The following is an 18,541-nucleotide window of genomic DNA, read 5'->3' as shown; positions in this document are numbered from 1 at the left end:
GAATAGGGAGTAAGGCAGTAGGGCGCGGATCGCCCTGCGAAATGTCAGCCCTACTGCCTACTGCCTACTGCCTACTGCCTACTGCCTACTGCCTACTGCCTCCCCACCCCAGAACTAATTCCGCTCCGGTCCGTATATCCCCGCATGAACCTGATCTACGCCGCGCTCGCCTTCCTGATGGCACTCGTGTTTACCCTCGTCGGCGTTACCCGCGTCGGCTCTTGGCTGATTGAACGGCGCAATCCGCCGGTCGGCGAATTCGCCGACATCAACGGCGCCCGCATCCACTATGTTCATGTTCCAGCGCCCGCCAATGCCGATCTGCCGCCGATCGTCTTCATTCATGGCGCCAGTGCCAATCTCAAGGACCAGATGTTGCCGCTGCGGCCATTGCTCGAGGGCCGGGCCGAAATGCTGTTCTTCGACAGGCCAGGTTTCGGCTGGTCGGGGCGCGGCCCCGGCAACAATGAGAACCCGTCGGCGCAGGCAAACACCATCGCCGCGCTGATGGACCACCTCGGCATCAAACAGGCGATCATCGTCGGCCATTCCTTTGGCGGCGCGGTCACCACCGCATTCGGCCTCGAACACGCCGACAAGACGCTCGGCCTCGTCTTCATGTCGCCGGCGACCCATCCCTGGCCGGGCGGCGCGACCTCCTGGTACTATGATGTGACCACCATCCCGGTGCTAGGCTGGCTGTTTTCCGAAACGCTGACCTATCCGGCGGGAACCCTGCAGATGGCCGACGCCACGACCTGCGTGTTCGCCCCCAACAAGGTGCCGGACAACTATGTCGCCGAGGCGTCGATCCCGACGGTGCTGCGGCCATCCGCCTTTCGTGCCAACGCCACCGATGTCGCGGGGCTCTATCGCTACGCGCTTGCCGCCGCGCCGCACTATCCTGAGATCAAGGCACCGACGGTGGTCATCTCCGGCGACCGTGACAAGGTGGTCTTCGCACGGATCCATTCGGTCGGGCTGGTGCGCGACATATCAGGCGCCGAACTGGTCTGGGTCCACAATCTCGGCCACAAGCCGGACTGGATCGCTCCTGACCTCGCCGTAGGCGCCATCGAGAAGGTAGCGGGCAAGGATATCGACCTGCAGGCGATGGCCAGGACCGTGGAAGCGCGCATTGCCGGCGATGCCTACGGGGCAGGCAAATGCGCCGACATCAATATTCCGCAGGCCGAGCTCGCGCCAGGCTGAGGCCGTCATCGATCGGAGCCATCGCCGGCTCAGATCACCAAGAGCGGCGTCTTGCTGGGGACCCGCTCATAGAGGTCCATCACATCCTGATTGAACATGCGCACGCAGCCTGAGGACGCGGACTTGCCGATGGACTTCCAGTCCGGCGAGCCGTGTATCCGGTAAAGCGTGTCGTTGCCGTCCTTGAAGATGTAGAGCGCGCGCGAGCCAAGCGGGTTGCTGATGCCGGGCGGCATGCCCTGGCGCCATTTTTCCAGTTTTGGATCGCGGCCGATCATCGCCGAAGGCGGTGTCCAGGTTGGCCACTTGCGTTTCCATTGAACGATCGCACGGCCCTTCCAGGAATACCCTTGCCGTCCGAGCCCGACGCCATAGCGCATGGCCTTGCCGTCCTTGAGCACCCAGTAGAGGTATTTGTCGGTCGTGTTGACGACAATCGTCCCGGGTTTCTCGCCGGTTGGATCATCGACCATCTGCCGCAGAAATTTCTGGTCGACCTTGGTGAAGGGAATCGCTGGCAGCGTATGTCCGCCGTCGTCAGTCCCCGCATACATGCCCGCATATTCGGGCGGCACCGGTGCCGCTTCAGGCGCTTCAACTGTGGCCTTTTCCATTGCCGGTTGGAGCGGGGCCGGCGCCAGGGAACTGGCGACGCTGATCGATTGCTTGGGCATTTGCGCACAGGCGGAAACCGCCGAAACACCAATAAGCGACAGCCCGGTCAGAAGTGACCGGCGCGAAACGAGGGATGACATTCACAAACTTTCAAACGATGGGAAATGCAAAGGGCGGAGGAGCGAACGTAGACGCCGCTTTACCGCGTCTTCTAGAGGGATCGCGGCAACCCTGTGTCGAGATAAAGGCCCGGATCATTGTCCGGGCCCTTGTTGCAATATGGTCACAGCAGACTGCGCGGCATCGATTGCGGGGAGCCTATCGGCTGCCCTGCACGTCCGAGCCGACATAGGCGATGCGCAGCATGTTGGTCGAACCCGGGGTCCGCAGCGGCACGCCGGCGGTGATGATGACGCGGTCGCCCGGCTTGCCAAAGCCTTCGTCGAAGGCAATGCGGCAGGCGCGGTCGACCATGTCGTCGAGATCGCTGGCGTCGGGTGAGACGACGCAATGCGTGCCCCACAAAAGCGACAGCCGCCTTGCCGTGTTGAGGATCGGTGATAGCGCAATGATCGGCACCTGCGGGCGCTCGCGCGCGGCGCGCAGGCCGGTATTGCCTGACGCCGTGTAGGTGATGATCGCAGCCAGCTTCAGCGTTTCGGCGATTTCACGCGCGGCAAGCGAAATGGCGTCGGCGCCGGTCGCTTCCGGCTCGGAGCGCTGCGCGTTGATGATGCCGGCATAGGTCGGGTCGGTTTCGACCTTGGTGGCGATGCGGTTCATCATTGCCACGGCCTCGACCGGATAGGCGCCGGCCGCCGATTCCGCCGACAGCATGATGGCGTCCGCGCCTTCGAAGACGGCAATCGACACGTCCGAGACTTCGGCGCGTGTCGGCACCGGGGCGGTGATCATCGATTCCAGCATCTGCGTCGCCACCACCACCGGCTTGCCGGCGCGGCGCGCGGCGCGGGTGATCTGCTTCTGGATGCCGGGCACGGCCTCGAGCGGCATTTCGACACCGAGATCACCTCGGGCGACCATCAGCGCATCGGACAGTTCGATGATTTCGGCCAGCCGTGCCACGGCCTGCGGCTTTTCGATCTTGGCCATGATCAGCGCCCGGCCGCGCGCGATCTTGCGCGCTTCAGCCAGATCCTCGGGCCGCTGCACGAACGACAGCGCGATCCAGTCGACGCCGGTGTCGAGCACCGCATCGAGGTCCTTACGGTCCTTCTCGGTCAGCGCACCGACCGGCAGGTCGGTATCGGGCAGGCTGACGCCCTTCTTGTCGGAAATCGTCGTGCCGGCGACAACCGTGCAGACAATCGACTTACCGTCGCTTTTCACCGCCCTCAGCTCGAGCTTGCCATCATCGATCAAAAGCCGGTGGCCGGCTTCAACGGAGCTCAAAATCTCGGGATGCGGCAGGTACACCCTGGTCGAGGTGCCCGGCTCGGGATTGTTGTCGAGCGTGAAGGTCTGGCCAACGGTCAGCACTTCCTTGCCATTGGCGAACTTGCCGACACGCAGCTTTGGCCCTTGCAGATCGGCGAGAATGCCGATCGGCCGGCCGACGGCCTCCTCGACAGAACGGATGCGGCCGACCAGCGTGCGCATCAGCTCGTGGTCGGTATGGCTCATATTGATGCGGAACACATCCGCGCCCGCTTCGAACAGCTTCTTCAGCATCTCCTCGGACGAGGATGCCGGACCGATGGTGGCTAGGATCTTGACCTTGCGGCTGCGTCTCATTGACTGTTTGTTCCCGGGGCGGCTGGAGCGCCTCCCGTTGCGGGTTCATCGGTCAGCTGGACCATCCAGCTTGCCTGTTCGCCCGTGTCATATTCCTGAAATCCGGCGCGTTGGAAGCCCCGGGCGACGCAGTCGGCTACGCCGGCGATCTTGAACTCTTTTTCAGCCACGCACATGTTGATCGGGCCGTCCCAGCGTCCACCGCGCTCGGCGTCTTCTGCATAAAGATAATAAAACCTTGATGACAGCGGTCCTTCGATCAACGTCTTGCAGCTCGATCCTTCGATGTGCCACCAGCCCTCGGTGATCCAGCCGGCCTTGGCGCGATAGCCTATGCCGACCCCAACGAGGTTCTGCGTGGCGTTGCAGACACGGAAATCGGCCCGCGCCGGCGTGGCCGTAACCATCGCCGACAGGCCGATCACAAGGATCAGGAGCGGCATGGCGAAAGCATAGCGCATGCGCTGCCCGCCGGCGGAACCCAACCTGAAACCCCTCAAGAACCACATCAGCATCTCTCTGCGCCCCTTTTCGGAAAAGTCCGGGCGCATGTCAACGCGCCGTTTTGTCCAATTCCAATCGATTTAGAAAGGCTCCGGCGCACAATTCGCCGGCTTCTGCCAGATTTCCTGGGAAACCTTGGCCAAACAACGGCATTGCGCAAGCGTCGTCTTCGTGGAATGACGATAGCATCCTCCCCGGAAGCCAGCGAACAGACCATTTCCCGCCAATGACCCGATCCACAGTTTTCGCGCCTTTCGATATCGTCGAGGGCGACCGCAAGCGAGGCATCGTGCTCCTTGGCGATCACGCCCGCCGCGAATTGCCGGAGGACTATGGCAGCCTTGGCCTGCCGGCAGCGGAGTTTGACCGCCACATTGCTTACGACATCGGCGTCGAGGCGGTAACCCGTGAACTGGCCGCCCTGCTTGGCGTTCCGGCGGTGCTCGCCAATTTCTCACGACTGCTGATCGATCCCAATCGCGGCGAGGATGACCCGACGCTGATCCGTCAGCTCTATGACGGCACGGTTGTGCCCGGCAATTACCCGCTTGCCGCTGAAGAGCGCGAGAGGCGACTCGACAATTTCTACCGCCCCTATCACGACGCCGTCGGCGCCATGATCGCTTCCGTGGCGCATGCTTCCGCGCAGGCGCCGTTCATCTTCTCGGTGCATTCCTTCACGCCGGTCATGCAGGGCATCAAGCGCCCCTGGCATGTCGGCATCCTGTGGGACCTCGACGACCGGGTGGCGCGGCCATTGATCGATATGCTGGCCGCCGACGAGAGCCTCATCGTCGGCGACAACGAGCCCTACGATGGCGCATTGCGCGGCGACACCATGTACAAGCACGCCATCGTCAATGGCTTTGCCCATGCACTGATCGAGATCCGTCAGGATCTGATCGCCAACGCCAGGGACGCGCTTGCATGGGCGGAGCGGCTAGCGCCGATCGTTGACGCGATCGACCGTCGTCCCGATATACATGTCGTCAGGCAATTCGGCTCGCGCACCGGGCCGCTTTAGGCTGCAAGGAGCTTTCGATGACCGAACTCAGCCCCCTACTTCCGCCGCTCAGCGACGAGCAGAAACGCGATTTCGAGGCCGCCGCCTTCCGCCGGCTGGTGGCGCATCTCAGGGAACGCAACGATGTGCAGAACATCGACCTGATGAACCTCGCTGGCTTCTGCCGCAACTGCCTGTCGAACTGGTATCGCGATGCAGCCAACGCGGAAGGCGTCGATCTCTCCAAGGATCAATCGCGGGAGATCGTCTACGGCATGCCCTATTCCGAATGGCAGGCCCTCAATCAGACCGAGGCCTCCGACGCCAAGAAGGCGGAGTTCGAGGCGAGGCGGCCAAAGGACCACTAGCCCCCGGCATCCCCGATCACGTTCAAGGCCCGTTTGGCCCAAATGGTTCCTCGAAACAGCGCTTGACTGAAAATTGAATCGATCTAATTTGCCCCGCGAAGCCATTTTTTGACCGGATTCGCCTTATGAACGTATCGAACGCCATGCAGATGGACCATCCGTGGACGGTGGGCCGTGGCTGCCATTTTTCTGGCCAACGGCTTCCTGACCGGAAGCTGGGCGCCACAGATTCCGGTCTTCCTGACCCGGCTCGATATCAGCAAATTCACGCTTGGGCTGCTGATCCTGCTGTTCGGCGCTGGCGCGGTCACGGCCATGACCTGGTGCGGTCACCTGATCTCGAAACACGGTTCGCGCACGGTGTTGCGCTGGTTCGCTCTCTGCGGCAGCCTGGGCCTGCTGGTTGTGGCGCTGGCGCCTGATGTGCCGCTGGCGGCCATCGCCATGTTCATCTTCGGCGGCTCGATCGGCGGCATGGATGTCGCCATGAACGCGAACGCGGTGGTCGTGGAACGAAAATTGGGTCGCGCGATCATGTCGTCCTCGCACGGTTTCTGGAGCCTCGGCGGATTCGCCGGCGGCGGGCTGGGTGGCTTCGCCATCCAGCACTACGGCCACCTTGTGCATGCTACAGGGGTGACCGCCATAGCTTTCGTCGTGATCGCGGTAGCGATCCGTCACCTGGTTGCCGAGGACAAGCCGCAGGCGGTCGAACATCACAAATTCTCACTGCCGGCAAACCCGCTGGTCTATCTGATCGGGCTGATGGCACTGCTGACGATGATCTCCGAGGGAGCGGTGCTCGACTGGGCAGCCCTGTATCTGCGACAGGAACTCGGCGCCGATCTCGCCGTCGCCGGACTTGCCTATGCCGCCTTCTCCGGCGTCATGGCGATCATGCGCTTCTTCGGTGATGGCGTGCGCAACCGCTTCGGCGCGGTGACGACGCTGCGTGGTTCGGCCATAATCGCCGCTGCCGGCATGCTGGTCGCCGGCCTGTCGCCCTCGCCCTGGCTTGCCATCGCGGCTTTTGCATTGTGCGGCTTCGGCATTGCCAACATGGTGCCGATCATCTTTTCAGCTGGCGGCAACCAGGAAGGCATGTCGTCAGGCACCGGCATGAGCGTCGTCACCACCATGGGCTATTCCGGCATCCTGGTTGCGCCGTCGGCGATCGGCTTTGTCGCCGAACACTTCAGTTTCGGCCCGATCTTCATTGCCATGGCGGCGCTGCTGATCGTCGTCCTGCTCATGGCTGGATTGGCTCACCGCGCCGAGTTCGCGCCCGAGGCAGCGCCGGCCGAGTAGCGCTTGAACGCCTCGAACAGAAAATCCGCGACGCGGCGGATGCGCACGCTGGTGCGCACGTCACGATGCATGGCAAGCCAGACCGGCAGTGTTGGCAAGGTAAAGCCAGTCAAAACCTTCTCCACCAGCGGATCGCGTTCCGCCAGCGGCTCCTGGCCGAAACCGATGCCGTTTCCAGTCCGCACCGCCTCCCACAGCACGATCTGATTGTCGGCCCTGAAGCGGAAGGCGTGGCGGTCAAGTTTGACGCCGGCTGCGGCAAAGCCGCGGATGGCGGTGTCATCGCGATCGAAACCGATCAGTCGATGGCTGACGAGATCCGCCGCTGTCGTGGGGCGCCCGGCCCGGTCGAGGTAGGATGTGGCCGCGCAGACGCATAAAGGAATGTCGCAGACCTTGCGCGCCACCAGCTCGTTCTGCGCCGGCTTGACCATGCGGATGGCGATGTCGGCATCCCTGCGTAGCAGGTTCTCGACCTGGTTCGACGGCACGATCTCGACCTCGATACCCGGCTCCTCAATGCCGAGCCGCGCCATCATTTCCGGCAGGACATAGGCCGACACCACTTCGCTGGCGGCGATACGCACCGTGCCTTCGATCGCTTCGACCGAGCCCAGAGCCAGCAGCGAGAAAGCCGTCGCCTGCTCGCTCACCACCTTGCCACGCTCGAACAGGGTGCCGCCTGCCTCGGTCAATTCGTAGCCGCGACGTCCGCGCCGAAACAGCGTTACGCCAAGCGCCTGCTCCAACTCGGACATATGGCGGCCAAGCGTCGGCTGGCTGGATGCGAGTTTTCGCGCCGCGGCCGACAGACTGCCGGTTTCCGCCACGGTGACGAAGCTCTTGATCAGATTCCAATCGAACTCACTCATTCATTTTTGAATATCAGATCGCCGAAATCAGTCAATTTCTATTCGCATGTGAACCGACCATATTCACCCTGCAAACACCAACCAAGGAGACGAAAAATGACCAAGATTGCTCTTACCGCCGCCGCCATCCTCATTGCCACCGCCAGCGCTTTTGCCGGCAGCGACAAGTTTGGCTCAAACAGCACCAACCAGTCGGCGGCCCCGGTCGCCAGCCTCGACGAAACGCGTACCACGTCGATCCAAAAGCCGGATGCCATCGTCGCCCAGCCCGCCACGCCTGGCAGCGACCGCAACCTGTTCGGCAACCGCTGATCGATGCCGATAGTGCCTCGAGACGGCGGGCTTATCCCGCCGTCCCGCTCTTCTGAGATCGCCCAGCAAGGACCAACCTGCGTTGGTTTGACAGTCTGCGGCCCCGGTGAACGACGCAACAACCGTCAACTCAAACGTGGAGAAACGACATGACCAAGATCGCAATTCTGGGCGCCAATGGCCGGCTCGGCCGCGCTGTCGCCAAAGCCTTCCTCGATGTGGGCTTCGATGTCCGCGCCATCACCCGCGGCGGCAAGGTGCCGGCGGAACTGGCCGGCGCCACGGCTGCCGCTGGCGACGCGCTCGACCGTGACGCACTCATCGCCGCCACCGAAGGTGTCGATATCATCTTCAATGGCCTGAACCCGCTCTACACCGACTGGAGCAAATGCCTGCCGATGGCCGAGAACGTCATGGCGGCGTGCCACGCGAACGGTGCCCTCCATCTGTTCCCCGGCACAGTCTACAATTACGGCTCACCGACACCCCGGGTGATCACCGAGGACACGCCATTCCATCCGACCACCGAGAAGGGCCGTATCCGTGTCGCCATGGAAGAACTCTTCCGCCGTGAGGCCGACGCCGGGCGGGTGCGCACAATCCTGCTTCGGGCCGGCGACTTCTTTGGCGGCACTGGCACCGGATCGTGGTTTGACCTGGTCGTGGCGTCCAAGATGAACAAGGGCGTCTACACCGCACCCGGCCCTGCTGACCTCGTACACGAATGGGCCTACCTGCCGGACCTCGCCAACGGCTTCGTTGGACTGGCGCAAAACCTCGACAAGCTCGGCAACTATGAGGCGCTGAACTTTCCAGGTCACCCCGTCACCGATCTGGAAATCAAAGCCTCCGCGGAAAAAGCGATTGGCCGCCCGCTCAAGCTGACCTTGATGCCCTGGTGGGTGCTGCGCGCCGGCAGCCCGTTCGTGGCGATGTGGCGCGAGATTGTCTCGATGTCCTATCTTCGCTTCGAGCCGCACCAGCTGGCCTCGGCGCGGCTCGAAGGCATCATCGACACAATCCCGCATACGCCGCTTGATCAGGCGGTGGCGGAAGCTCTTGAGGATATCGGCGTCGCCACGGTGGCAAACCGTTCGCGGGCTGCCTGAGCTACAGGAAGCGGGCACGGTCATGACCTGCCCGCGATCTCCCCACCAAGCGCCTCAGAGCCGTCCCATCAACAGCAGCACCAAAAACACCACCAGCACGATACTGATGATCCCGGAGGGCCCATAACCCCAGGACCGCGAATGCGGCCAGGCCGGCACCGCGCCGATGAGGACCAGGATCAGGACGATGATGACGATGGTGCTGATCGGCATGAGACATTCCCCGCTCTGAGATACTGCTCAGGGGACAATGCAAAAGGCCGCCCGGTTGTTCCGGGCGGCCTTTTTCGTCACAAAATCACGACCAAGTCTATTCGGCAACCAAGTCTATTCGGCGGCCTTCGGAAAAGCCACCGCCGGCTCGACGCCCAGATCCTGGCCGGGTGCAGCGGTGGAGGTAGCCTCACCCTTGCCGCGCCGGAACAGCCGGCTGAACCAGCCGCGCCGCGCGCCGGGCTTCACCTTGGCACGCGTGAACACCATCAGCATCGACGGCGTCACCACGAGCGTCAGCACCGTCGCGAAGGACAGGCCGAACACGATCGCCGAGGACAGCGAAATCCACCATTGCGTCGACGGCGCGTTGATCGTCGTCTCGTGATGGAAGATTTCAAGACCAAGACCGAAAGCGATCGGCAGCACGCCAAGGATAGCCGACACCGCCGTCAGCACCACCGGACGCGCGCGTTCGCGGCAGGTCTGCAGCACCGCTTCCAGCTTGTCCCAGCCCTCTTCACGCAGCCGGTCATAAGTGTCGATCAGCACGATGTTGTTGTTCACCACCACGCCAGCCAGCGCGATAACACCAATGCCCGACATGACGATGCCAAACGTCTCGCCTGTTATCAGCAGCCCAAGGAACACACCGATCGTCGCCATGACCACGCAGGAAAGCACCAGCCACACGCTGGTGAACTTGTTGAACTGCGCCAGGAGCACAAGGAAGATCAGGAAGATCGCGGCGCCGAAGGCCTTGCCAAGGAAAGCGCTGGCTTCGGCGCTGTCTTCGTTCGAACCGGCCAGCTTCCAGCGTATGCCGCTGCTGTTGAGGTCCATTTCGGTGACGGCCTTGGTGACCTCATCCTGCACTACCGCGACCTGGGCCCCGGCGGCGGCATTGGCCTGCACCACCACCGTACGCGCGCCGTCGATACGGTTGAGAATGCCGACGCTCGGTTTTGCCTTGCGCACGACGAAGTTCGAGATCGGCACCGACCCTTGCGAGGTCTGCACCCTGAGTTCATCGAGCGTCGACAGTGTGCGCCGGTCTTCGGGCAAGCGCAGCCGGATGTCGACCGCCTTGTCGGCGCCGGCCGGCCGGTATTCCGAGAGCTTCAAACCGTTGGTGACAAGCTGCACCACCGTGCCGACCGCCGTCGGGCTGATGCCGTACTGCGCCGCCTTGGCACGGTCGACCTCAAGCGCCCAATCGACGCCGGGCGGCGGCAAGCCGTCGGAAATGTCGATAACCCCTGGCACTTTGGCAATGCGTGCAGCGACCGCACGGGCCTTCTCGTCCAATCCCTTGGGATCGGCGGCCGAAAGCCTGATCTGGACGGCCTTGCCGGTGGGCGGGCCGGCTTCCGGCACGCGGACCTCGACATCGACGCCGGGAATGCCGGCCATGACGCCACGCAATTCGTCCAGGATATGGTTGGCTGATTTGCGTTCGCGCCAGTCGACGAACTCGTACTGGATGACGCCCACGACATCCTCGGGGACATCCTGGCCACCGCCTTGGGACTTGCCGACGCGGGTATAGACAGACTTCACACCCGGCCAGCCGAGCAGTCTGTTTTCGGCGATCTTGGTGGCGGTGTCCATTTCGGCCAGCGAAAGATTGCCGCGGGCATGGACATAGAGCAGGCCGTAGTCGGGTTCGACACTCGGGAAGAACTCGACACCGGCGCCGTATTTCGAATAGCCGACGAAGATGCCAGCCAGCAAGACAACGGTCAGCACCATCACGGTGATGGGGAAGCGCACCGCCTTCTTGACGATGGCCATGTACCAGCCGTCGCGGTTGTCATCCTCGTGATGCTCAGGTGCCTTGGCGAACAAGGCACCAAGCGTCGGCGCGAAGACCAGCGCGTAAAGCATCGAAGCCGAAAGCGTGACGATGAGTGTAATCGGCATGTACTTCATGAAGTCGCCGATGATGCCTGGCCAGAACAACAGCGGCGAGAAGGCCGCGATGCGCGTCATGGTCGCCGCGATGACCGGACCGGCCATGCGCTTGGCGGCGAGCGCGAAGGCCTCGGCCTTCGGCATGCCCTCGCTCATGCGTCGTTCGGCGAACTCGGTTACGATGATGGCATCGTCGACCAGCATGCCGACAGCCAGGATGAGGCTGAACAGCACGATCATGTTGATCGTGTAGCCCATCAATGCCAGCAGCAGGATGCCGATCAGGAAGGATGATGGAATGGCGAGACCAATCAGCAGCGAGGCACGGCCAGACAGCGCATAGAGGATGACGATGAACACCAGGATCACGGCGATCATCACGTGGTTCTGCAAGTCACCGAGCAACTGGTTGACGAAGACCGACTTGTCCTGCGTGTAGGTGACGTTCATGCCTTCCGGCATGGTCTTGACGAAGGCGTCGGACACCGCCCTGACCTTGGTCAGCGTATCGATCAGATTGGCGCCGATGCGCTTCTTGACTTCGATGGCGATGGCGGGCTTGCCGTTCAGGCGCGTGATCGTCGTGGCGTCCGCGAATGTGGAACGGATCGTCGCGATGTCCTTCGCCTGCACCACGGCATTGGGACCGGCGACCACCGGCAGCGCCGCCACATCCTCTGGCGTTTCGATCAGCGACGGCACCTTGACCGCGTATTTGCCTTGCGATCCCTCGATGTTGCCGGCAGCGACCAGGCTGTTGGAAGCGCCGACGGCGCCGATCAGCTGGTCCAGCTGCAAACCGTAGGAAGACAATTTCATCGGGTCGATGACGACCTCGACGAGATCGTCGCGCGAGCCCTGCAGCGAGCCTTCGAGAACGCCGGGCACTTCTTCAATGCGGTCACGCAATTCGCGCGCGGCCGCCGTCAGCACGCGTTCGGGCAGTTCTCCCGACAGCGTGACGACGAGCACCGGGAATTCCGAGATATTGACCTCGCTAACGACAGGTTCCTCGGCTGCCTGCGGCAGGTCGGCCTTGGCGTCCTGCACCTTGCTGCGCGTGTCTTGCAGCGCAGTTGCAAGGTTGGTCTGCGGCTGGAATTCGACCAGCACGTAGCCGCCGCCCTGGAAGGCGGCCGAACGCATTTCCTTGAGGCCCTTCAAGCTCTTGAGCTTGCTTTCCATCGGCCGCAGCAGAAGGCGCTCGGAATCCTCCGGCGAAATGCCTTGATAGATCAGGCTGACATACATCATCGGAATCGGAACGTCGGGTTCCGCTTCCTTTGGCGTCGACTGATAGGCGACCCAGCCCGCGATCAGAAGAAAGACCAGGACCGAGATGGTCAGGCGGGCATTGTTGATTGCGAGTCGGACGATATCCATGGCTAATGCCTGTCGTTGAATTTCAGGAGCTGCATCGCAGCTGATGGTTCCCCGCCCAGGGCCTGTTCGTCGCTACCGGCGCTACTGCGTCCCGGCGACCTCGCCCAGCAGCTTCTGGATGGTCGCCTGGTCGGCCTCGACCGGCTTGACCACATCGCCTTCCTTCACCAGTTCCTGGCCGGCGACGATGATGCGCGCGTCGGCCGGGATGCCGCCAAGCACCAGGCCGGTCGGTGTGTCGTCGACGAGATCGATCGGGAAGAACACGACCTTGTCGCCCTTGTCGATGGCGCGGATGCCAAGGTCGCCCTTGTCGCCAAGCGTCACCACCGAGCGCGGCAGCATGATGGCGTCGGTCGGCAAGGCGCTGAGCCCAATCTCGGCGGTCATGCCGGCGGGAACAGTGCCGTCGGCATTCGGGATGGCGATTTCGACACGGAAGGTGCGGGTCGCCGACGACGCGTCACGGCTGATGTAGCGCACGGCACCTTCGACGGTCTGGCCGCTGACCAGGCGTACGCTGGCCTTGTCGCCGAGCTTGAGATAGCCGAGATCGCGCTCGCTGATTTCGCCACGGGCGATGATCGGATCAAGCTTGAGGATGGTTGCCACCTCGCCGCCCTGCATGACGGAACTGCCAAGTTCCACCGGCACCCGGTCGATGACGCCGTCGAAAGGGGCCTTGACTTCGTTACGGTCGAGCTCGGCCTGCGCGGTGTCGAGCTGAGACTGGGCAGCCGTCAGGTTCGAGCGCGCGGTGTCGAGCTGCAGCTTGGGCAGGTTGCCGGTCTTGGCCAGCCGCTCGGCGGCATCGAGTTCGGCCTGGCGCTGCACAACGAGCTGCTTGGCATTGTTGACCATCGAGATCTTTTCCTCGGCGGCAAGCATCAGCACGAGGTCACCGGTCTTGACGTGCTGGCCTTGCTTGACCGGCAGTTGATCAATGACGCCGGCGACGCGTGTCGCCAGGACAGCGCGCTTGTCGGCTTCGGTCAGGCCGGAAATGCGGATCGCACGGGCATAGGTGCGCCGGGGCGGGGTCACCACCGCGACGGTGCGCAGCGGCGCCTTGGGCTCGGCTTCAGCCGCCTTCGGCTTGCTGGTGTCCGGCGCCTTGGCCTGCTCGGCCTCGGCTGCCTTGGCTTTGCTGGCCGCCACGCTGCCGACGGACGAGAATTCGCCTGTCCCCATCCACGCCGCGAAACCAATGAGCACAACAACGGCAGCAAGCTTGTGAAACCTGAATCTCGGCATCGTCGTTTTTTCCATTTGCGCGGGGTTCGGCCAAACCCGTGTCTTCCAACAACTACCGCGTCTTCAAACTCGGGAACGCTGCCGATATGGGTGCGCGCCAGGCCGGGTTCAATTTGCCGTGAACGGCGAAGCGCGCTTCTACATCAAAGTTGCACCGCAATATAGTCTGAAAGTTACAAGACCATTGCGCTTCGAGACAAGATGCGTCGGCTGTCATCAGGTTCTCCATGCGTTGACAGAACGCTGATGCCGGACGCGGCGCCGGCTTATGATGCTGGCCCTGCCCCGGAGCCGGCGGATCGATGCGCCGTCATGGTTGCGAGGCCGGACATTTCATAGAAATGGCGATGCCTTCGCCGTCTGCATCCTCGAGGTAATCCAGACTTCAGCGGACAGACTTCGCCGTTTCAGCGGTGCCGATGCCAGCAACGGCGACCTAGTCAACATACTGGAACTGCTAAGAAAACCTCTGAAGTAGCTATGTGGCCCGACTTGCCGGAGCCGGCCCCACTGCTGGGTCGTCAAAGCATATCGTGATCATGTGCATCGACCCGACGGACCATAGTCCATGACGCGACGGTTCGCGCCACGCAATGGCGAAACCACAACGCGGATTCTCCAGCAGCTTCGGACGAATCCGCTGACCACATTGCCCGTCATCTGCCGACGATTTCGTCGCTTGAATCTATGGTTGCACGGATACTTATATAATCATGGTGGCAACAGACGTCAGCATGATGTGGAACTTTTTCAAGCCACGCCCTCAGGCTGACTGGAAACCACAGGTTGTCTACTCGGATTTGCGAAAGACTTCGCTGATGGTCTTGATCGATCCGGCGTCCTTCACACGATATCCGGGCAGTTTCGAGATTGCCGCGTGAAATTCCTCGCCGCGCATGATCGACAGCACCCGTTGGACGGCCTCCACTTCGAGGATCTGCTTGCGGCAGACAAAGAAATAGTCCTCGGTCAGTACACGGACGAAATCGAGCCCGAATTGCTTCGCCGCTGCCTCGACGCCGAAAGCCACATCGGCCAGGTCGCTGGCGACATAGGCGGCGACCGCGGCATGGGTGAATTCGGAATGCTCGTAGCCATTGATGCGCGTGCCATCCAGTCCGTGCTGCGCCAGCAATTGCTCGAACAACAGCCGCGTGCCGGAGTCCGGATCGCGATTGACGAAGCGGATCGATGGATCGAGCAGCCGCTCCAGCGAGGTGATGCCAAGGGGATTGCCGCGCTTGACCATGAGGCCCATCTCGCGTGTCACGAAGCTGATGACCCGATGGATGCTCGGCGTCAGCCAGCCCTTGCTCGCCGCGATGGCCCGCTTTCGCAGGTCGCCTTGCGGCAGATGCAGTCCGGCGAGATCGCAGCCGTCATGGGCAAGCGAGGCCAATGAGTTCTGGTTGCTGACATAGCGAAAGTCGACGCCGATGTCGGGCTCGCGGCTGAGGATCTCGCGCAGCTTGGGAACCGCGAAACCATGGCTGGCATGGACCCGCAGGATCAGCGGGCCGTGCGGAAGCATCTGGTTGATCTCGGTTTCGAGCTCCTGCGACAGATTCTGCAGCAGCGGACGAAGGCGCGCCTCAAGCCGCTGCCCGGCCCAGACCAGCTTGTCGCCGAACGGCGTCAGCCGGGTGCCGCTGCCTTGCTTGCGCACCACCAGCGGCATGTTGAAGAACGCCGACCACTTCTCGATCAGGTTCCAGGCATGCCGGTAGGAAATGTGCGCCTTGTCGGCCGCCGATGTGATCTTTCCGGTCGCCCGTATCTCGGCGAGGAAGTCCAGCATGATCCGCAGGGACTGCGCGTCCTCGCGCCGCCTGAAGCGCCACACCGGGTCGATCTCTATCTGGATCACAGCAATCTCCTTTAGCCAACAGAACCAGCATGAAGATATGCATTCAAGATCATATTTGCCTCCGCGCCAGATAGGAACATGGCTTCATATCTATCTCATTCAGCATAGGCAATAAATATCATATTCCCAACAGGTTATCGAGAAAATAAGCTTGCATGAAGGCAGAAGTTCAAGGCTGCTCTTCATCAGCGAATATGCACACGACATCATATCTTAAGGAAACGGCATGCTTACCCGGGCTTCTGACCAGACGCACAATCTCCTGATCGATGGCCGGCGCATGGCCGCTCTGTCCGGGCGCACCTTCGAGACCGTGAACCCCGCCACGGGCGAGGTGATCGCCAAGGTCGCCGAGGCCGGCGCGGATGACATCGATGCCGCCGTGCGTTCGGCGCGTGCGGCCTTCGAAGGCCCATGGAAGCGCATGCGCGCCGCCGACCGTGGCGTACTGCTGCTCAAGCTGGCCGACCTGATCAGGCGCGACGAGGACGAACTGGTCAACCTGGAGAGCCTCGATTCCGGCAAGCCGGTTTCGGCCATCCGCCGGCAGGACCTCCCGGCGGCCATCGACACGCTGACCTATTATGCCGGCATGGCCGACAAGATAAACGGCCAGGTCATCCCTGCCCGCACAGACGCCTTGACCTACACCGTGCGCGAGCCGCTCGGCGTGGTCGCGGCCATCATCCCGTGGAACTTCCCGCTGATGATCGGCATGTGGAAGATCGCGCCGGCACTGGCATGTGGCTGCACCGTGGTGCTCAAGCCCGCCGAAGTGACGCCGCTGACAGCGCTCAAGATCGGTGAGCTGGCGCTGGAGGCAGGCTTCCCCGCCGGCGTCCTCAATGTCGTTCCGGGCTTTGGCAAGATCGCCGGCCAGGCGCTGGTCGACCATCCCGATGTCGACAAGATCACCTTCACCGGCTCGCCCGTCGTCGGCCGCCAGATCCTGCAGGGTGCCTCGGGCAACCTGAAGCGGGTGACACTGGAACTCGGCGGCAAGTCGGCCAACATCATCTTCCCCGACGCCGATCTCGATGCCGCGATCAAGGCCGCCGGCTCCGGCATCTTCTTCAACACCGGCCAGGTCTGTTCGGCCGGCTCGCGCATCCTGGCGCATGAATCCATCTATGACGAGGTCGTGCAGCGGCTGGCGGCGCGTGCCGAATCCACCCGCATTGGCAATCCGCAAGACACCGCGACCGCAATGGGTCCGCTGGTCTCGGAAATCCAGATGAAGCGCGTGCTCGACTATATCGAGGTCGGCCGCAACGAAGGCGCTTCACTGGTAACCGGCGGCACCCGCAGCGGCGACGTCGGCTATTTCGTCAAGCCGACGGTGTTCGCCAACGTCAGGCACGAGATGCGGATCTCGCAGGAGGAGATTTTCGGACCCGTCGCCACCGTCATCAAATTCACCGATGACGCCGACGCACTGCGCCTCGCCAACGGCACCGTCTACAGCCTGGCGGCCGGCGTGTGGAGCAGCGATATCGGCCGCGTGCATCGCTTCGCCAGGGAACTGAAGGCCGGCACGGTCTGGGTCAACACCTATGGCCCGACCGACATCCGCCTGCCTTGGGGTGGGTCGCGCGATTCCGGCTTTGGCCGCGAGCACGGCGATGCGGCCATCGAGAATTTCACTGAGCAGAAGGTCGTATGGATCCAGACCAGCCGCTGATCCCAGCCCGGACGGATAGCCCAGTCTCGACACCTGAAATCACCTTCCGCGACCGCTTGGGTCAACGAGGGCGCGCCCGGACTTTGTCCATCGCCCGAACTTTTGTCCATCGCCCGAACTTTTGTCCATCGCCCGAACTTTTGTCCATCGTAAGGAACCGTCTACATGCGCATTGCAATCATCGGCCAGCAGGCTTTCGGCAAAAGCGTGCTCGACGCATTTCTGGCGCGCGGCGACGAGGTTGCCGGGGTATTCTGTGCACCGGAAAAGCCCGGTTCCAGGCCAGATCCATTGCGTGTCGCGGCCGAAGAGCACGGCCTGAAGCTGTTTCAGTTGCCGAGTCTGAAGGGCGAAGCCGCCGAGACGGCGCTGCGTGAGCTCGACGTTGAACTGGCTGTGATGGCCTATGTCCTGCAGTTCGCGCCGCAGGCCTTCGTCAACATTCCCAAGCACGGCACCATCCAGTATCACCCCTCGCTGCTGCCGAAATACCGGGGTCCAAGCTCGATCAACTGGCCGCTGATCAAGGGGGATGGCCAGACCGGCCTGACCATTTTCCGGCCGACGGACGGCCTCGACGAAGGCCCGGTCCTGCTTCAGGTGACAGTTGGCATCGGCCCCGAGGACACGCTGGGCAGCGTCTATTTCGACCGGCTCTTCCCGCTTGGCGTCCAGGCCATGCTCGATGCGGCCGATCTTGTCGTCTCGGGCCGGCACCAGGAAATCCCCCAGGACGAAGCCCAGGCGAGCTACGAGGGCTGGTGCAAGGACGCCGAGGCCCGGATCAACTGGAATAGCCACATCGACACCATCCACAACCTCATTCGTGGCTGCGATCCGGCACCGGGCGCCTGGACGACGGTGGATGGCGAAAAAATCCGCCTGTTCGAGGTCAGGAAACACGTGGCGCGCAAGTTCGCCGACGTGGTCGGCAAGCCGGGCGAGATCAGCTGGGTCGGCGAGAAAAGCCTGCAGGTCACCGTCCAGGGCGGCAATCTGGAGATATTCAAGGTCCGCACCGACAGCGGCGCAAAACTGTCCGGCGCGGAATTCGCCAAGTCGAAAGGCCTGCTGGCCGGTTCAAGGCTTGGAACCGAGGCGCCGGCGCCAAAGCTGGCGGTGGCTGCAAAGATCGAGCCGAAGGATGTTGCCGACGCTTGATGGCGGCGAG

15 protein-coding genes and 1 pseudogene are annotated in these 18,541 nt (G+C 62.6%); 8 read left to right on the top strand and 8 right to left on the bottom strand.

Annotated features, from left to right (window positions below; genetic code table 11):
- The first annotated feature begins 144 nt into the window (after window positions 1-144).
- Window positions 145-1,212 (top strand): alpha/beta fold hydrolase, encoded by a 1,068-nt coding sequence (locus tag GA829_RS07445; RefSeq protein WP_195177891.1) that lies wholly within the window; start codon window positions 145-147, stop codon window positions 1,210-1,212.
- Window positions 1,213-1,241: 29 nt separating this feature from the next.
- Here GA829_RS07445 and GA829_RS07440 read toward each other — a convergent pair whose 3' ends face one another.
- The 3 genes from GA829_RS07440 to GA829_RS07430 form a co-directional block, all read right to left on the bottom strand.
- Window positions 1,242-1,967: a L,D-transpeptidase gene (locus tag GA829_RS07440; RefSeq protein ID WP_258052218.1), complete on the bottom strand. Its 726-nt coding sequence runs from the start codon at window positions 1,965-1,967 to the stop codon at window positions 1,242-1,244.
- A 178-nt stretch (window positions 1,968-2,145) separates the two neighbouring features.
- Window positions 2,146-3,582 carry a pyruvate kinase gene (gene pyk, locus GA829_RS07435; RefSeq protein WP_195177890.1) on the bottom strand — a complete coding sequence of 479 codons (1,437 nt, stop codon included), beginning with the start codon at window positions 3,580-3,582 and terminating at the stop codon, window positions 2,146-2,148.
- Window positions 3,579-4,025, bottom strand: coding sequence for a DUF1036 domain-containing protein (locus GA829_RS07430; protein ID WP_374940412.1), 447 nt, complete (start codon window positions 4,023-4,025; stop codon window positions 3,579-3,581). The genes pyk and GA829_RS07430 overlap by 4 nt, the downstream gene beginning before the upstream one ends.
- Before the next feature lie 287 nt (window positions 4,026-4,312).
- Here GA829_RS07430 and GA829_RS07425 point away from each other — a divergent pair, with 287 nt between their 5' ends.
- The 3 genes and pseudogenes from GA829_RS07425 to GA829_RS07415 all read left to right on the top strand — a co-directional run bounded on the left by GA829_RS07425 (window position 4,313) and on the right by GA829_RS07415 (window position 6,765).
- Window positions 4,313-5,110, top strand: coding sequence for an N-formylglutamate amidohydrolase (locus GA829_RS07425; RefSeq protein ID WP_195177888.1), 798 nt, complete (start codon window positions 4,313-4,315; stop codon window positions 5,108-5,110).
- A 17-nt stretch (window positions 5,111-5,127) separates the two neighbouring features.
- On the top strand, window positions 5,128-5,457 hold the full coding sequence (locus GA829_RS07420; RefSeq protein WP_195177887.1) for a DUF1244 domain-containing protein: 330 nt from the start codon (window positions 5,128-5,130) through the stop codon (window positions 5,455-5,457).
- A gap of 125 nt (window positions 5,458-5,582) precedes the next feature.
- A pseudogene (locus GA829_RS07415) lies at window positions 5,583-6,765 on the top strand (MFS transporter).
- On the opposite strand, the gene GA829_RS07410 reads toward GA829_RS07415, so the two are convergent.
- Entirely contained in the window at window positions 6,723-7,637 is a 915-nt protein-coding gene (locus GA829_RS07410; RefSeq protein ID WP_195177886.1) for a LysR family transcriptional regulator, read from the bottom strand. The pseudogene GA829_RS07415 and the gene GA829_RS07410 overlap by 43 nt on opposite strands.
- 96 nt (window positions 7,638-7,733) lie before the next feature.
- Here GA829_RS07410 and GA829_RS07405 point away from each other — a divergent pair, with 96 nt between their 5' ends.
- Both GA829_RS07405 and GA829_RS07400 read left to right on the top strand, forming a co-directional pair.
- On the top strand, window positions 7,734-7,949 hold the full coding sequence (locus tag GA829_RS07405; RefSeq protein ID WP_195177885.1) for a DUF680 domain-containing protein: 216 nt from the start codon (window positions 7,734-7,736) through the stop codon (window positions 7,947-7,949).
- Window positions 7,950-8,098: 149 nt separating this feature from the next.
- Complete coding sequence (locus tag GA829_RS07400; protein ID WP_195177884.1) at window positions 8,099-9,058, top strand: NAD-dependent epimerase/dehydratase family protein; 960 nt, start codon at window positions 8,099-8,101, stop codon at window positions 9,056-9,058.
- Between the two features lie 54 nt (window positions 9,059-9,112).
- On the opposite strand, the gene GA829_RS07395 is transcribed toward GA829_RS07400, so the two are convergent.
- The 4 genes from GA829_RS07395 to GA829_RS07380 all read right to left on the bottom strand — a co-directional run bounded on the left by GA829_RS07395 (window position 9,113) and on the right by GA829_RS07380 (window position 15,689).
- A complete protein-coding gene (locus tag GA829_RS07395; protein WP_195177883.1) occupies window positions 9,113-9,271 on the bottom strand; it encodes a DUF3309 family protein in 159 nt (52 codons plus the stop codon).
- Window positions 9,272-9,385: 114 nt separating this feature from the next.
- A complete protein-coding gene (locus GA829_RS07390) occupies window positions 9,386-12,568 on the bottom strand; it encodes an efflux RND transporter permease subunit (protein WP_195177882.1) in 3,183 nt (1,060 codons plus the stop codon).
- Window positions 12,569-12,649: 81 nt separating this feature from the next.
- The gene (locus GA829_RS07385; protein WP_195177881.1) at window positions 12,650-13,822 is read right to left on the bottom strand and encodes an efflux RND transporter periplasmic adaptor subunit; all 1,173 of its coding nucleotides are present in this window, start codon (window positions 13,820-13,822) and stop codon (window positions 12,650-12,652) included.
- A 790-nt stretch (window positions 13,823-14,612) separates the two neighbouring features.
- The gene (locus GA829_RS07380) at window positions 14,613-15,689 is read right to left on the bottom strand and encodes a substrate-binding domain-containing protein (RefSeq protein ID WP_195177880.1); all 1,077 of its coding nucleotides are present in this window, start codon (window positions 15,687-15,689) and stop codon (window positions 14,613-14,615) included.
- 226 nt (window positions 15,690-15,915) lie between these two features.
- Between GA829_RS07380 and GA829_RS07375 the strand changes: the two genes are divergently transcribed.
- Both GA829_RS07375 and GA829_RS07370 read left to right on the top strand, forming a co-directional pair.
- Entirely contained in the window at window positions 15,916-17,370 is a 1,455-nt protein-coding gene (locus GA829_RS07375; protein WP_195177879.1) for an aldehyde dehydrogenase family protein, read from the top strand.
- Window positions 17,371-17,535: 165 nt separating this feature from the next.
- Window positions 17,536-18,531: a methionyl-tRNA formyltransferase gene (locus GA829_RS07370; RefSeq protein ID WP_195177878.1), complete on the top strand. Its 996-nt coding sequence runs from the start codon at window positions 17,536-17,538 to the stop codon at window positions 18,529-18,531.
- Window positions 18,532-18,541 lie beyond the last annotated feature (10 nt).

The sequence above is a fragment of the Mesorhizobium sp. INR15 genome (assembly GCF_015500075.1).
In the GTDB taxonomy this organism is placed as follows: domain Bacteria; phylum Pseudomonadota; class Alphaproteobacteria; order Rhizobiales; family Rhizobiaceae; genus Mesorhizobium.
The sequence above is the reverse complement of the archived record's forward strand: the minus strand, read 5'-3'. Positions and strand labels throughout refer to the sequence as shown.